Annotated in this window: 13 protein-coding genes; 1 reads left to right on the top strand and 12 read right to left on the bottom strand. The window is 66.8% G+C overall.

Translation table 11 applies throughout. The features are described from left to right. Positions 1–22 precede the first annotated feature (22 nt). The 7 genes from EV190_RS07090 to EV190_RS07120 all read right to left on the bottom strand — a co-directional run bounded on the left by EV190_RS07090 (position 23) and on the right by EV190_RS07120 (position 6,038). A complete protein-coding gene (locus tag EV190_RS07090; protein WP_133740656.1) occupies positions 23–418 on the bottom strand; it encodes an Imm7 family immunity protein in 396 nt (131 codons plus the stop codon). Positions 419–525: 107 nt separating this feature from the next. Then, a complete protein-coding gene (locus tag EV190_RS07095) occupies positions 526–906 on the bottom strand; it encodes a hypothetical protein (RefSeq protein WP_133740657.1) in 381 nt (126 codons plus the stop codon). An 83-nt stretch (positions 907–989) separates the two neighbouring features. Next, complete coding sequence (locus EV190_RS24490; RefSeq protein ID WP_133740748.1) at positions 990–1,325, bottom strand: DNA/RNA non-specific endonuclease; 336 nt, start codon at positions 1,323–1,325, stop codon at positions 990–992. Positions 1,326–2,297: 972 nt separating this feature from the next. Beyond that, positions 2,298–2,477, bottom strand: coding sequence for a hypothetical protein (locus EV190_RS07105; RefSeq protein ID WP_133740658.1), 180 nt, complete (start codon positions 2,475–2,477; stop codon positions 2,298–2,300). 244 nt (positions 2,478–2,721) lie between these two features. Continuing rightward, positions 2,722–3,975 carry a cytochrome P450 gene (locus EV190_RS07110; RefSeq protein WP_133740659.1) on the bottom strand — a complete coding sequence of 418 codons (1,254 nt, stop codon included), beginning with the start codon at positions 3,973–3,975 and terminating at the stop codon, positions 2,722–2,724. 762 nt (positions 3,976–4,737) lie between these two features. Then, the gene (locus EV190_RS07115) at positions 4,738–5,190 is read right to left on the bottom strand and encodes a hypothetical protein (protein WP_133740660.1); all 453 of its coding nucleotides are present in this window, start codon (positions 5,188–5,190) and stop codon (positions 4,738–4,740) included. Positions 5,191–5,540: 350 nt separating this feature from the next. After that, on the bottom strand, positions 5,541–6,038 hold the full coding sequence (locus EV190_RS07120; RefSeq protein ID WP_133740661.1) for a hypothetical protein: 498 nt from the start codon (positions 6,036–6,038) through the stop codon (positions 5,541–5,543). A 366-nt stretch (positions 6,039–6,404) separates the two neighbouring features. Here EV190_RS07120 and pglW point away from each other — a divergent pair, with 366 nt between their 5' ends. Next, the gene (gene pglW, locus EV190_RS07125) at positions 6,405–10,667 is read left to right on the top strand and encodes a BREX system serine/threonine kinase PglW (RefSeq protein ID WP_133740662.1); all 4,263 of its coding nucleotides are present in this window, start codon (positions 6,405–6,407) and stop codon (positions 10,665–10,667) included. Positions 10,668–10,760: 93 nt separating this feature from the next. Here the strand turns inward: pglW and EV190_RS07130 are convergent, their stop codons facing one another. The 5 genes from EV190_RS07130 to EV190_RS07150 all read right to left on the bottom strand — a co-directional run bounded on the left by EV190_RS07130 (position 10,761) and on the right by EV190_RS07150 (position 14,866). Then, positions 10,761–11,084: a contact-dependent growth inhibition system immunity protein gene (locus EV190_RS07130; RefSeq protein ID WP_133740663.1), complete on the bottom strand. Its 324-nt coding sequence runs from the start codon at positions 11,082–11,084 to the stop codon at positions 10,761–10,763. A gap of 733 nt (positions 11,085–11,817) precedes the next feature. Beyond that, complete coding sequence (locus tag EV190_RS07135) at positions 11,818–12,273, bottom strand: hypothetical protein (RefSeq protein ID WP_133740664.1); 456 nt, start codon at positions 12,271–12,273, stop codon at positions 11,818–11,820. 5 nt (positions 12,274–12,278) lie between these two features. Beyond that, a complete protein-coding gene (locus EV190_RS07140) occupies positions 12,279–12,797 on the bottom strand; it encodes a DNA/RNA non-specific endonuclease (protein ID WP_133740665.1) in 519 nt (172 codons plus the stop codon). Positions 12,798–13,100: 303 nt separating this feature from the next. Then, positions 13,101–13,640, bottom strand: a complete 540-nt coding sequence (locus tag EV190_RS07145; RefSeq protein ID WP_133740666.1) for a hypothetical protein — start codon at positions 13,638–13,640, stop codon at positions 13,101–13,103. Positions 13,641–13,690: 50 nt separating this feature from the next. Then, positions 13,691–14,866: a hypothetical protein gene (locus EV190_RS07150; RefSeq protein ID WP_133740667.1), complete on the bottom strand. Its 1,176-nt coding sequence runs from the start codon at positions 14,864–14,866 to the stop codon at positions 13,691–13,693. Positions 14,867–14,900: the final 34 nt, after the last annotated feature.

A 14,900-nucleotide genomic window follows, 5' to 3' on the forward strand; every position in this document is an offset into this window, starting at 1 on the left:
CCCTTTTTGTTCGATTTTGTGACTATTCGAAATTTTCGATGACGGGGGTGATGGGAGAAAGAAACGGGTCGCGGTGTTCGCTTATTTTTCCTCTTCTCATTATGAAGACTCTGAACTCGTTTCGATGGAGAGGGCCTTCGTCGTCGGATGTGTAGAGAACTCCGTACGACCCGGGTGCCACTCTTCCCGTGTGCTCAAGTAGAGAGAAGACTTCTTCGCCTTGGCTGGAATATCGGTTCAAGAATCCCCCTAGGTGAATCATCGGGAGTCCATTGACCCATCTGATGTCGACAAGTCCGCTGAACTCTCGCAAGACTTCGGTTCTTTTCTTGATCGAATCGAATGCCAGCGACAGGGAGCTGTCGTTGCCATCTCCTGGAGAGTCCTGAATAGTGATCCAAGCATGGTACTGGAACATGACTGAAATGCTCCTCAAATTTTTTGGGGGGTGTCATGTCAAGATTCTGAGGCTATCCACTTCCCGATCTCCGGTTCGCTTCATAGTCAGATGGGCGCCTTTCCTCGTCATTTCTCTGTTCTCTGGAGTTTCTGGCGCAGCCAGTCGGGGATGTGCTCGTCGTCCCGGGGGAAGTGCTGGAGGTCCAGCTTGTAGCTTCCGGCCACGGGTGGGATCGTGAAAGCCGGCTCCTCATCGTAGTTGTAGTCGACCCTGTAGTTACCCGGACGAGTGATCACATAGCGCGCGGAAAACCAGGTTCCTTTTCCGGGAATGTACATCCCCCTTCGGAGTTCCTTTAATTTTTTGAAGATTTCCAGAGGAGGGGAAAAGCGCTCCTTTGTCCCGTTCTCTCGAATGAATTCCGGGTCGGTGGTGGATCTTCCTATGACTGCACAGTGGGACATGGTCAACTCTGACCAGTCCTCTGGGATTGAACTCAGGAGCATTTCTCCGATTTCACGAAGAAGTACATCCTGTTCAATTGAACTGATGGGACCTTTGATGGAGGGCAGCTACTTCATCCTTTGGTTCAAGGTGTTACTTCGGGAATATTGTCGTAATTTTCAATCTGTTGCATTATGCCGTCTAGCCAGTATGTCACAACAATTTCGTCCGGAGAATTTAAATCTCCACTGAAAATATTCTCGATCTTTACCCGCACTGTCTTCGGTGGGTTCTCTTTGAGGGCGTCGGCCCACTTTCTCTCCAGGATGTAGAAGTTGTCCTTGAAGGACCTCGGGGGCCCGCCGCCCGGAAGGTTCTTGTTGACGGTCTCAAGCATCGGTACCATGTTGACGCGTTCTCCGGAGCCGTAGAACCGCGTGCCGACGAGGTGTCCGCCGTTCCATCTGACATCTTCGTACAGCGTCGCCTCTCCCGGTTTCGGGGCCTGCCGTGCTGCTCCTCGAACTTTTCGATGACCGTTTTATGGTAGTCCTCGTAGTGGTCTCTTCCCTCTGTTCCGATCGGAGTCTGGTCGGGGCCGCGGAATCCTGTCCTGAGTTGGAGATTTCCCTCCATTGAAACGGTGCGCGATTTGCTGTCGGTTCGGTAGGTGTACCGGTCATCCCCCAGGTAGGTCATGTCGGGGCGGGGATGGCGCAGTTCGGGATTCCAGCTTCCGGGTTTCCCGGACTGGGTGCGGATCTCGATGACACCACCGTCAGTGTTGGTGACGTACAGGCCGCGCTTTCTGCCGGATTCGTCGAAGACCTCGTAGCGGGCGTCGGGGTCGAGGCCGCCGTTCTCCGCGAACAGCTGGTCGGTTTTAGGGGACAGGGAGGTTCCCTGTTCGATGCGGGTCCGGGCGACGTCGCCGTTCTCGTCGGTGACGTACACGCCGCGTTCCCGGCCCGAGGAGTCGACGACCCGGTACTGCGCCTTGGGTTCCAGGCCGCCGTTCTGCCCGAACACCTCCCCCGGCTTGGGGCTCTGGGGTCGTCCGCGTCGATGTCGACCGGCGGGGACAGTTCGGCGTCGTCGGGCCCCCAGGCGTCGTTGTCGCTCTGGCCGCTTCCCTGGACGGGCCCGATCCGCCGCTGCCGGAACCGGCGCCGCTGCCGGAGGAGACGTGGCCGTTCCCCGAACCGCCGGTACCGGAGCCCAGTACTCCGCTGCGGCTGGTGGGGTCGCCGCCTCCTCCCGGTCCGCTGGAGTTCCCGCTTCCGTCGACGGTCGTGACGCCGGGGGTGGGACCGTCCGCTTCCACGCGGGCGTCGGTTTCTCCGGCGTTGACGAGGGTGGGGTGGCGGTCGCCGCCCAGGGCGGCGGTGAGGCCGCCGGGTTGCTGTTCGGCCCGTTCGATGTCGGCGTGGAGCTGGTTGACGAGGTCCTGGACCTACTGGGTGGTGGGCAGGTTCTGGGTTCCCCGGGCCGGGGTGTGGCCGCCGGTGTTTCCGGGGGTGGTGGGGGTGTCGGCGTGGTCGAGGGCGGTGTCGAGGCCGTAGACCTCTTCGCCGGTGTTGCGGATGGTGGAGCCGCCGGCGTGTCCGGCTCCGCTGAAGCCCTTGCCCGCCACGCCCGCCACCTCGCACCCGCGCCGCCCAGTGAATCGCGGATCACCCTGGAGCCCTTGAGTGACAGGACGGGAGCGTGGTCGGTGTTCGCTGAGGCGTCGGAGAGTCGGGGAAGGGGCGCGACCTGCGCCTTCCCTCACGCTCCGTCGACGCGGGGCGTGAGGGAGCGCACACGGCGGTGGCCGGAGACGGCCACCGCCGTGCCCCGCCCAGGACGGTGCCCGGGGAGCGGGCGCCCCGGAGGTCCTAGGCGAGTCGGAGGCTGGTCAGGCCGCGGAAGTAGAACTCCGGCGTCCACTCGGGTTTCCAGTCCTCGGCGATCCGGGCTTCCGGGCGGCGCTGGGTGAGCACCGTGAGCGCTTCACGCGCTTCGGTGCGGGCCAGGGCCCGGCCCAGGCACCGGTGGCTGCCGTGCCCGAAGGCCATGTGCTGCTTGATGTTGTCGCGCCCCGGGCGGAACTCCCCCGGCTGGTCGAACACGGTGGAGTCGCGGTTGGCGGCGCCGTAGAGCAGCATCACCTGCTGGCCGGCCTGGATTTCCACCCCGGCGATCGTGGTGTCGTGCAGCGCCAGGCGGGTCAGGCCCCGGTGCGGGGCCTCCAGGCGCAGCACTTCCTCCAGCGCGCCGCCGATGCTCTTCCGGTCGGCCACGGCCTGCCGCCAGGGTTCGCCGCCATCGGTCGTGAGCAGGGTCCAGACCGTCGAGACGATGGCGTCCTTGGTGGTGTGGATGCCGCCCGCGAACAGGCCGCGCAGCCACATCCGCATCTCCGCCAGGGACTCCCCCGGATCGGCGCCGAGCTCGTCGTCGTAGACGGCGACCAGGGCGCTGGCCATGTCGTCGCGCGGTTCGGCTTGGCGGGCCGCGATCAGTTCGGCCAGGTAGTTCTCGTAGTCGAGGAACTGGTGCGCGAGCGCGATCTTGGTCTCGTGGTCCGTCGAGGGGGCCATGAGACCGAGGAAGCTGTTGTTCCAGGCGTCCACGCGCTCCATGTCCTCGTCGGGGATTCCGACGAGCCTGTTGAGGACCCGGTGCACGTAGGGGGAGGCGAACTGCGAGACCAGGTCGATCTCGCCCTCTCCCGCCGAGTCGAGCAGCTCGTGGGCCGCCTGCCGCATGTAGTCGATGGCGCGGTTGATGCGCGGGCCCCGCACGACCTGCTCGCCGATCCGGCGCATCGCGTCGTGGGCGGGAGGGTCGGTCTGGAGGACGCTCACCCCGGGCGGCCCGGCCTGGGCCAGGATCGCCAGCACGTCGGGCGGCAGGATCTTGTCCAGCGGCGGTACCGCGACGCTTGAGGAGAAGGTCTCGGGGGAGGTGACGACCTGGCGGATGTCCTCGTAGCGGGTGACCACCCACGCCTGGACGAGTTCGCTCCAGGCCACCGGCTGCTGCTGCTGAGCCCAGGCGTAGTAGCTGTTCGGGTCCTCGCGGTGGGGGGAGACGGTGGGGTTCCAGCTGGCGATCATCTCCGCCGGCGTGGTCATGGAGTCGGTCATGGGGCCCCTGTTTCGGTCGCGGAATGGCCTGCCGTGCGACTCCCACGTCGTGAACGGACGCGGGCCGGAACCAGAGCGGCGCCGACCCGGCCGAGGGGTGGTGTGAGGCGCGGGTTCGCGGCAGCAGGAGGGTCCTGACCCGGTGCTGTGTGCGGACAGCGACCGTCGCGGTGCTCGGCCGACCGGGCGACGACCGGGCGGCACGCCTCGCACGGACGGTGAGTCGCGGTGGGGGTGGACTCGTCTACGGCACGCATAAAACCCCACACAGTGGGAGCCATATTCGGCACACCGGAGACTCTAGTGAGTCCGTGTTGCGAGGTCTAGGCGTATTGGGCCTTTTTTCTATTGAAGGTGCTGGTCACGGCCATACGCCGGTTGCCTGTCCCTTTTCTGAACACCAGAAAACCCCTGGTGGAGAAGTTGATGACCAGGAATCCCGGCACAGGCTCCGATGTCGCTCCGCCGCTCCGCGCCGCCGGGCCGGGGAGCGCTCCCCGTGAGGGGCGCTCCCCGCGTTTGGACGCCCGGTACCCCTCGAGGTCCGACTCGTCGTACTCCTGGAGGCGTTCGACCGTCACCCACCGGGTCCGGAGTTCGCCGAAGAACCGGCCGGCCCCGTCGACGTGGCCGTCGGTGGTGGCCGGCCCGGTGTACTCGGCGGGAGGGCGGCTCCTCGTCCTCCCTCGGCTGTGAGCCGGGGTGTCGACGCGGAACGGAGCCGTTCCTCTCCGCGCCCGGCGCCCGTGCCCCGGCGGGGTTCTACCGCTGCCCGTTCTCCGCTTCCCGGAGCTTACGGCGCAGCCAGTCGGGGATGTGCTCGTCGTCGCGTGGGAAGTACCGGAGGTCCAGCTCGTAGCTGCCGGCTACCGGAGCGGTGGTGAACTCCGGTTCGTTCTCGTAGTCGTAATCGATACCGTAATTCCCCGGGCGTGTGACGACATAGCGGGCGGAGAACCAGGTTCCCTTCCCCGGGATGTACATCCCTTTCCGAAGTTCGTCCATCTTGACCGAGACTTCGATGGGAGGAACGATTCGCTTGCTGATACCCCCGGGCAGCGCGACTTCGAGCTGAGAACTGGCGAAGTCGACAAGGGTCCGGTAGTGGAAGGAGATCCTCTCCCAGCCGGAAGGGGATGTCCGGGCGAGGGAGGATCCTATTTCTTTCAGTATGGAATCCTGTTCCGACGGGGTAAGGGGGGTTCCGGTCGCCATGAGGGCTCTCTTCCGTAGGTCGGATCGTCGGGGTGTTCCTGTGCCCGGTGCGGCGACGAGGCGGCGACGGCGGGCGGGGACCGAGGTCGTGTCCATGATGTCCGTTGTGTGTGGGGGGTTCGTTGACGGTCTTGGGCTTTCTGCTCGTTTCGGGGCCTGGAAGGGCGGAAAGCCCGTGATCATTCCGAGCGGGGGCGGGACCGGCCCTCGAACCGCCGCGTCACGGACATCCGGCGGGCACGCGCGGGCCTCCGACCCCGCCCGCCGTCGCCGCCCGCCGTCACCTCGCAATCCGCGTGGCGTGAAGCCGGAAGGCCTCCGAAGCACCGGTGCCCGAAACACCCCGCGCCCTAGTCGTTGGGGAACGCGTAGGCGATGACGTGGACCACCGCGCTCTCCGCACTGGGGAAGACCACCACGACCTTGCGGCTGGCCCGTGAGCCCGGGTCCCCGCCGCGGCAGGTGACCGTGCCCTCGATGGTTTCCCCGGTGATCCCGAACTCCTCCCGGGTCTCCCGGTCGGGGGCGTCGGGATCCCGGTAGGCGTTGAATCCGGCTGTCGTGCAGAACCGCTCGGCGCCTCCGCGGCTGGTGGTGAACCGGACCCGGTAGACGGGAAGGTTCGCGGAGTTGTTCTCCGCGGCGACCTCCAGGTCTGTCGCGTCCTGCGGGATGGTCAGGCCGCTCAGGTCCTCGAAGGCCGCGTGCAGGTTCGCGCTCGCGGTGGGCAGGGGAGAGGCCGCCTGCGGTGTCGACTCCCGGAAGGAGCCTTCGGGATCCCCGGTCGCGGCGCAGCCGGTCGCGCAGAGGATCACCGCCAGTGTGAGAGCGGGGAATCCACGGCCCATCGTCATTCACTCCCCGGACTACTGATCTGGGAACTCCCCGTCACCCAGAACTCCTGGGCCATTCCGTGCCGGTGGAGCTCCCACAGTTCCTGCTGGGTGAAGGAGAAGGCGCTGTAGGGGCTCGGGGGAAAGCCTACCGCGATGTCCTTTATGTAGGACTTTTGTTGATGATCTTGGGCTTTCCGCTCGTTTCGGGGCCGAGAAGGGCGGAAAGCCCGTGATCATTCCGGGTGGGGAATCCGCGGCACGTCGTCTCATGGGTTCTCCCGACGGCAGGGGAGCGGATGACGCGGACGCACGGAGGACGGGTGTCCGGGGCACCCCCTATCCTTGGCCCGGAGCACGGAGCGGAGAGAGGGCGTTTCTATGGCCGACCGGTGGTGGGGGCAGCGCTCGGAGTACGTGTGGGAGCAGGAGGCGCTCGACCACGTCAAGGCGCAGATGCCCGACCGCGATCCCTACCGCGCGTGGCAGTGCTTCTCCTTCACGGCGAACTCGGGGCAGATCCGTGAGTGCGACCTGTTCGTCGTCACCTCCGTGGGCGCCTTCCTCGTCGAGATCAAGAGCCATCCCGGACGGGCCACCAACCACGGGGGCACCTGGTTCTTCGACGGTGAGGACCGCAGGCGGACCATCGACAACCCGCTCCACCTGACCCGGCTGAAGGCCCTCCAGTTGAAGACCCAGCTGGAATGGGCCGCCCGGAAGCTCAAGATCCGCGACTACCGGTCGCCGTTCTTCGAGGCCGCGGTCTTCCTCTCGGCGCCCGACCTGCGCTGCGCTTTCGACGAGGTCCAGGTCCAGCACGTCTACGGCCGCGACGGGCTGGACGGGCAGACCGGGCTCCCGGGGATCTGGAACGGACTGCTCAACAAGCCGCGGGGCAAGGAGCGGCCCGATCCGGTCTTCCTGCGCAACGTCTCCCGGCTGATGCAGGAGATCGGCGCGCAGGCCATCGCCCGCGACCTCAAGTTCGGCGCGTACACACTGGACAGCAGGGCGTTCGGCAGCGGCCCCACCTGGACCGACTACCTCGGCCAGCACGAGGTGCTCAAGAGCAAGCAGAGCCGGGTGCGCGTCTACCACTACGGCGAGGCGGGCAGCGAGGCGGCCAGGGAGTCCATCAAGCGCGCGGCCGACCGGGAGTTCCGCTCCCTCGACGGCATCGCGCACGAGGGCATCGTCAAGGCCGAGCACTACGACGTGATCGACGGCCGCGGACCGGCCATCGCGTTCTCCCATCGCAGGAACTGGCAGCGCCTCGACCACTTCATGCAGGAGAAGGGCGCGGACCTGGACGTCTCCACCCAGGTGGAGATGGTGCGCCAGCTCGCCGAGGCGGTCAACCACGCCCACCGCAACCGGCTGTTCCACCGGGCGCTGGCCGCGCGCAGCGTCTGGGTGGAGATGGACGGAAGCTACCCGCGGCTGCGGATCGCCGACTGGCAGGTGGCCTCCCGCCAGGGCTCGGCGTTCAGCAGCGGGGGCCACACCACCCACCAGGTCACCCGGCACCTGGGCGCCCGCGTCCTGGCCGACCACGTCGAGGCGGCCGCGCAGGCGTACCTGGCGCCGGAGTTCCCCGCGTTCGACGGCGACCCGCGCGCGCTCGACATGTTCGGGCTGGGGGCGCTGGCCTACCTGGTCTTCAGCGGTCGCCCCCCGGGGCAGGACCGCCACGAGGTCAGCGAGCAGATCAGGGAGCACGGCGAGTTGACCCCGGCGTCGGTCAACGACGACGTCACCCCGATCATGGACACCCTCGTGCGCGAGGCGACCCGCCGCGAACCGGGCGAGCGCACCCGTTCCCCCCGCGACTTCCTGCGCCGGATCGACGAGGTCGAGGAGCATCTGACCCGTCCCGACGCCGTCACCGACCCCCTCACGGCGGTCCGGGGGCAGGAGGTCATCGACGGCTGGACGGTCAAGAGCGTGCTGGGCAAGGGGGCCACCTCCCGCGCGCTCCTGGTGGAGCGGGACGGGGCCGAGCGCGTCTTCAAGGTCGCCGTCAACCAGACCGGCGCGGTCCAGAAGCTCAGCGCGGAGGCGGCGCAGCTCAAGGAGCTGCGCAACCACCGCATCGTCGCCATCGTCGACGACGGGCTGCTGACCGTCGGCGAGCACACGGTCCTGCAGCTGGAGCTGGCGGGGGAGCACACCCTCGCCGACTACCTGCACATCGGGGGCAGCCTCGGTGTCGAGGAACTGCACCGGTTCGGCGTCCACCTGTTCGAGGTGGTCGACTACCTGGAGGACCGCAAGGTCTTCCACCGCGACATCAAGCCCGCCAACGTGGGGGTCCGCGAGCGCAGGAAGAAGGGGCGCGCGCTCGTCCTGTTCGACTTCTCGCTCGCGGGGGCCGACCCCGCGGACACCAGGGCGGGAACCCCCGGCTACCTCGACCCGTTCCTCGAACTGGACGAGCCGAAGCGCGTCTACGACGCCGCGGCCGAGCGCTACGCCCTGGCCGTCACCCTCCACGAGATGGCCTCGGGAGAGCTTCCCGTCTGGCACGAGGACGGTGTCGACCTCCGCTTCCTCCCCGCCGACCTGGAGCTTCCCCGGTTGCGTGAGGAGAGCTTCCCCGACCAGCTGCGCAGGCCGCTGACCGCGTTCTTCAAGCAGGCCCTGCACCGCAGGCCCGAACGGCGGTTCGACACGCTGGAAGGCATGCGCGACGCCTGGGAGCAGGTCTTCCGGACCCCCGCGGAACGGCCGGTCACCACGCCCGACAGCGCCGGGGCGGTTCCGCTGGACGACGAGGCGACGCGGCTGCGCAACGCCGAGACGGCCACCGCCGAGACCCCGCTGTACCTGGCGGGGCTCACCCCGAACGCCCTGGACGCCGCCACCCGCGTGCTGCGCTGCGAGACCGTGGGCGACCTCCTGACCCGCCCGGCCGCCGACCTGCGCCGTGTCCGGGGGGTCAGCTACCAGGTGCGCAACGAGTTGGCGGCTCAGGTCAACCGGTGGCGCAGGCGCCTGGAGGTGGCCGAGCCGGTCGACTCCTCCGTCACGGTCCGACTCCCCCAGGGCGGCGGAGAGGAGGCCCGGAACCTCGCCAAGAGGCAGGCCAACCTCGACAAGGTGATCCGCCAGTTCATCCCCAAGAGCACCGAGCAGAACAGGGCGTGGGTGCGGGTCACCCGTGAACTGCTGGGCCTGCCCGAGGACGCCGCGGCCCGCCCCGTCTGGCCCACCCAGCGCGAGGTCGCCGAACGGCTCGGCCTGGACCAGGTGTACGTGTCCCAGCAGTTGGCCAAGGCGCGCCGGCACTGGAAGAAGAGCGACCTGCTCACGGCGGTGCGCGACGACGTCGTCGCGATCCTGGAACGCCACGGCCGCTTGCGCGAGGTCCGCCAGATCGCCGAGGAGCTGCTCAGCATGCGCGGCTCCACGCTGGAGGTCTCCGACACCCGTCGGGCGCACGCCTTGGCGGCGGTGCGCGCGGTCGCCGAGTGCGAGGAGCGAGAGGACAGCCCGGGGTTCGCGCTGCGGCGTGTGCACGGCAGCGCCGGCGTGCTGGTCGCCCAGGTCATCGACGACGACCCCGGCGTCCCGGTCGAGGCCGACCTTCTGGACTACGCGGTGGCGCTGGGCCGGACGGCCGACCGGCTGGTGGATTTCGGCGACGACGCCCCGCTCCCCTCGCCGGGGGACGTGCGCGCCGTACTGCGGGAGGTCCCGGTCGAGGAGGGCATGGCGCCGCTGTCCGACGTCGACCTGGTGACGGTCGCCGCCGCCGCGTCGGAGCGGGCCAGGGTCACCGCCCGCCTGGAGCTGTACCCCGAGAGCCTCGGTTTCGACAGGGCGCTGGACCTGACCCAGGCGGTCAGCTACCTGGGTGATCCGGGGATCACGCCGCAGCAGATCCGGGACCGGGTCAAGGCGCGGTTCCCCGAGCTGGGAATCCCCGGCGAGGCCGAGCTGTGGGCCCTGCTGCACCGCAGGTACCCCAGGCTGGAGAGGCGCGCCGACCCCGACGGCGTCGAGTACTGGTCCCTGCCGGCCGTGCTCAGCCGAACCTCGACGGGCACGCTCACCCAACTCGGCGGAGGCCCCGCGGCGGCGCCCGCCGAGCAGCGGGCGGCCGGGCGGCGCCTCGACCAGTCCGCGCTCAGGGGCGGCTACCTGGCGGTCAAGACCTGGCTGGGCGACGCCGAGCGCGTCGCCGCGCGGCTGGGCGCGCGTCCGGACGTCGCCGCGATCGACGTCTCGGCGGAGTTCGTGTCGATTCTCACCGGGATGATCGAGGAGTTCGGCGGCCCGCCGTGGAGCATGGTGGTCGACGCGGACCGCCCCGGCGGTCCGGTCGAGTTCGCCGCCATGGTGGCCGAGGCGTGCGAGAACCTGGGCGGCCGCGTCCGCTCGGCGGGTGCGGACCGCCCCGTGCTGCTGTACAACGCCACTCCGCTGGGCCGCTACCCGGCGGGCCGGACGCTGCTGCGGGCGCTGTCGCAGGAGGCCCGCGACAGCGGAGCCGCCCCGTACGGCCTGTGGGTCCTGTGCCCGATGCGCAGTCCCCAGGGCCCGGCCACCCTGGACGGCGCGTCCGCCGAGACCATCATCGAGTCCGAGCAGCTGGAGCTGCCGCGCGGCTTCGGCGCGGAGATGGCGCTGGCGGGGTGATCGGGCGTCCGTGCGGACCCGGCGGTCAGACCCGGTCGGCCGGTTCCTCCCCGCACTCCTCGCGGCCGGGGGAGGGGCCGAGGGGAGGCTCTGTCAAGTGTTCTCCGTGGACTCCACGGAGAGGCTTGCGTCAATTATCTCCCGGAGTGCGTCGGCCCAGCTCCCGTCCGTGGCGTCTCCGGGCTCGTAGCCGCTCCCCCAGGTGTTTTCGAAGATGTCTTCGAGGGCCCTTTCGGACAGGCTCTCTGCCAGCAGTTTCTCTGCGTCGCTCCGAATTCCGGGAACAACTGGAGCCAGCTCCCGCTTGCTTCTCATGACCTCTTCGATGCTTCCTCCTTCGATCCCCCAGTCTTGGTGAAGATATGCTTCGACGAAATAAGTCAGGTGGCTGAACTCTTCTCTGAAGTCCCGGTCCATGGTGGTTCCCTGTGTTCTCTGGTGCGCGGGTCTGCGGCCCGGCGTTCGGTGGCCGCAGCCGCTGAGGAGCCTCGGGCACGGGGTGTTTCGGGGTACGGGTACTTCACGTAGTCGGAGATCCCCGTCTCGGAGAGGAGGCCGGCGACGTCGGCCGCGTCGACGAACCGGCCGAACGTGTCGACGTGGCCGTCGGTGGTGGCCGGCCCGGTGTACTCGGCGGGAGGGCGGCTCCTCGTCCTCTGCTCTCCCCGCTGGTTGTGCCGTTCGGTCCTCGGCGGCGGACTACGCGCGGGGGACGTCCGGATTTCGGGAGTCCCGTTGGCGGTCTTGACGCCGGCGTCCCTCGGAACGGACATATACCCGGGCGGGCTGCGGCGCGTCCCAACCGGCCCGTTCGGGTGGGTGGAGGAGCTGGTGGCCCTGGGGACGCCGGCTTTCCCGAAAGCCGTGAACGATCAACCGGGAGAGGGAAGACGCGACCGCTGGTCAGGGACCAGAACGCGGTAGCCCCGTGTCCGCCGGAGTGCGACTCGTACCCCAGTGGCCACGGGGTTCTTTTCGTCAGGGCGGGGTCATGGGGGCCCGGAGGGGTCGGGCCGAAGCGTTTTGGCGCCCTTGTCCTACTCGGGATCACACGCGAACAGACCCGGACGACACGGCATCGTGCCGAGGCCCTGGGAACGGAGTCTCCCAACCACCGGTCCGCATCGCAGCCAGAGGGGCGCGGGGCCCTCTACTGCTGCTCACCCTCCGCTTCCTGGAGCTTGCGGCGCAGCCAGTCGGGGATGTGCTCGTCGTCGCGGGGGAAGTGCTGGAGGTCCAGCTTGTAGCTTCCGGCCACGGGGGGGATCGTGAAAGCCGGCTCCTCATCGTAGTTGTAGTCGATCCTGTAGTTGCCCGGACGTGTGATCACATAGCGCGCGGAAAACCAGGTCCCTTTCTTCGGGGTGTACATTCCGTTTCGAAGTTCGTCCAGTTTCTCGAGGATTTCGGAAGGCGGGAAGAAGGATTCTTTTGATCCATCGTTCCGGATGAATTCCGAATCGGTGGTGGATCTGTCCACAACTGCGTAGTGGGACATCGTCACTTCTTCCCAGTCCTCTGGGGCTGAGCTCAGAAGCATTCCCCCGATTTCTTGGAGAAGTGCATCCTGTTCAATTTCGCTGATGGATCCTTCGGAGGAGTTCAATTGTCTCATCCTTTGGTTCGGGGTGCCGTCTTGGGAATATTACTGTAGTGCTCTATTCCTTGGGTGACGCCGTCTGTCCAATATTCTACGATGATCCTGTCCGGCGAATTTGAATCTCCACTGAAAATATTATCGATCTTTATCCGCACTGTCTTCGGTGGGTTATCTTTGAGGGCGTCGGCCCATTTTCTCTCCAGGAGGTAGGAGTTGTCCTTGAACGTTCTTTGCGGTCCGCCGCCCCGAAGGTTCCTGTTGACGGTCTCAAGCATCGGCACCATGTTGACGCGTCCTCCGGAGCCGTAGAACCGCGTGCCGACGAGGTGTCCGCCGTTCCATCTGACATCTTCGTACAGCGTCGCCTCTCCCGGTTTCGGGGGTCTGCCGTGCTGCTCCTCGAACTTTTCGATGACCGCTTTATGGTCGTCCTCGTAGTGGTCTCTTCCCTCTGTCCTGATCGGAGTCTGGTCGGGCCTCGGAATCCTGTCCTGAGTTGGAGGGACCCCTCCATTGAAACGGTGCGGGATTTGCTGTCGGTCCGGTAGGTGTACCGGTCATCCCCCAGGTAGGTCATGTCGGGGCGGGGGTGGCGCAGTTCGGGATTCCAGCTTTTGGGTTTGCCGGACTGGGTGCGGATCTCGATGACACCACCGTCTGTGTCGGTGACGTACAGGCCGCGTTTTCTGCGCCCGGTGCCGGAGGCCGGATCGACTCGCACACCGCCGTGCCTCCGAGCCTGGAGCGCGGTGATGTCGGCCTGCGGCTTTCGGCGGACCGCTCCGGGGACGGCGAGCATCCGCGCCGCAGCGATCTCCTGGGAGGAGCGCTCCTCAGCCAAGGGTTTCCAGCCCGTCGTACTGGTCGTAGTTGAGGCGGCTCTCCCGTTCCTCCTGGCTCATGTCCTGTTTCCTGGGCGCCCGCCACCACCAGTGCGAGTCCGGGAGCCAGGAGGGGATGTCCTCCTCCGGAACGGGAGGGGCCTCGTCAGAGACCTCCCTGAGAGTCTCGTCAATCTCTTCGAGTTCTTCACGGTCGGGTTCAGGAGCTACTTGGTCCCAGGGGGCGAACGCGTCGTCGAGGATCTGAAGCACCGAGCGTCGCCGGCACGCCTCCTGGAAACCGTCGAGACGGCCCCGTTCCGCGTACACCATGCACTCGAAGCTGTACAGACTGAGCCCGGATGGGTTCTTGCCTTTTTTGAGCAGTGTGACGACCTGATCCTTGAAGGCGCGCATTTCCTCCGTTTTTATCGGGGTGTCGAGAGAGGCCTGGTAGAGGTGTGCGAGCCTTTCCAGCGCTGACTGCGCGAACGAACTGTCCCCACCGGCATCCGAAGCGCCCGCATCGAGTAGGCGGATAACATCCCGCATCAGCTCAGTCGTTCCGGGTGCTCGATCCTGGGAGGCGTTTGTTCGACTTCTCACCCGGGCCTCCTCCCGTAGGTCATGGTGACCAGCATTCCATCGGATCTGACAAGGACGATTGCTTTCATTGTGTCGACCCTCCCCGTCGGGTCGGGCACTTCGCGCTGGTATACGAATTTTTCCCCTACGCCGGGAAATGGGATCCAGTCAACAAGGGTCCCATTGCGGATGGTCAACTCCATGCTGTCGTGGTAATCCCGGACCCGGTCTCCGGTGGTCTCGCTTTCGGGAAGCTCATGGTAGTGCTTACGCAGATGGTATGCGGCCGAGGCCTCGTGGCCCATGTTGCTCTCCCCGGCCTGGTTGCGCACAGCCTGGTCCAGTTCGTCTGCGGAGAGTCCTTCCGGGTCGATCCGGACCACGCCGTTCCGGACTTCGAGCACCGCATCGCGGTCGGCTCTCAGCATGGCACCGACATCCATTTCCATCATATTGTCTGCGGCTGCCTGCCTTCTCGACCGCCCTGGATGTCTAGTCCCCCCGGGATCGTCTTCGCTAAGTCGCCGTACCTCGTCTTGGAATATTGCCTTGTAGTGCTCGTGGCGATAGGCGAATTCTCTCGGATTGCCGGCGCCTTCGAAGGCGAAACGTGTCGCCTCGGGGTGTAGTCGTCCGTGGACATTCTTGTCGAAATTCTGTCCGAGGGCGTCGGCGGCCCGCTGCCAGGAATCTCCGCCGCGCGGGTTGTCACCTCGAAGCCGGACGATCTCCTCCTCGGTGAGTCCGCCATCGCGTAGAGGCTCTTCGAGACTTGCAGCCCTCTTCAGACGCCCCTCTTTCCGGGGATCGAAGTCCTCCTCGGCGCTGCTGTCCGAGTCGTTGCCTGGCCTGCCGTTCCCGTCCCCAATTCCTGGATCCCCGTTTTCGGTCGAGGTTCCTTCTATCCCGTTGAAGCTCCCATCACCAGAACCGAAATGGTTGCCGTCGTGATTTTTCGGTTCGCTGTAGGAGAGGTCGGTCCCCTTCTCGGATCCACCTGGATTGTCGCTGTCATTCGAGAGCTCGTTGGACCCTCCGGATCCGTCGCCGGTGGTGGTGTGGGCGGTGGGGGACAGGCTGCCGGAAGCAGCGCCGGTGGTGGCGTCGGAGCCGGGGCGGTGGCCGGAAACGGCCGCCGGCGGAGAACCGGTGCGGGCCGTCCGGGGCGGGACCTCCGGTGCCGAAGCCGTCAACGCCTCACGGCGGTCCGGCGGCCCGCCGGACCAC

It is taken from the genome of Actinorugispora endophytica (assembly GCF_004363075.1).
Taxonomy (GTDB): domain Bacteria; phylum Actinomycetota; class Actinomycetes; order Streptosporangiales; family Streptosporangiaceae; genus Actinorugispora; species Actinorugispora endophytica.

What these genes read in the sequence shown, in the direction of transcription:
- EV190_RS07145 (WP_133740666.1), bottom strand. Translation starts at nt 13,640, where the DNA reads ATGCGGGATGTTATCCGCCTACTCGATGCGGGCGCTTCGGATGCCGGT.
- EV190_RS07115 (WP_133740660.1), bottom strand. Translation starts at nt 5,190, where the DNA reads ATGGCGACCGGAACCCCCCTTACCCCGTCGGAACAGGATTCCATACTG.
- pglW (WP_133740662.1), top strand. Translation starts at nt 6,405, where the DNA reads ATGGCCGACCGGTGGTGGGGGCAGCGCTCGGAGTACGTGTGGGAGCAG.
- EV190_RS07095 (WP_133740657.1), bottom strand. Translation starts at nt 906, where the DNA reads ATGCTCCTGAGTTCAATCCCAGAGGACTGGTCAGAGTTGACCATGTCC.
- EV190_RS07110 (WP_133740659.1), bottom strand. Translation starts at nt 3,975, where the DNA reads ATGACCGACTCCATGACCACGCCGGCGGAGATGATCGCCAGCTGGAAC.
- EV190_RS07130 (WP_133740663.1), bottom strand. Translation starts at nt 11,084, where the DNA reads ATGGACCGGGACTTCAGAGAAGAGTTCAGCCACCTGACTTATTTCGTC.
- EV190_RS07120 (WP_133740661.1), bottom strand. Translation starts at nt 6,038, where the DNA reads ATGGGCCGTGGATTCCCCGCTCTCACACTGGCGGTGATCCTCTGCGCG.
- EV190_RS07090 (WP_133740656.1), bottom strand. Translation starts at nt 418, where the DNA reads ATGTTCCAGTACCATGCTTGGATCACTATTCAGGACTCTCCAGGAGAT.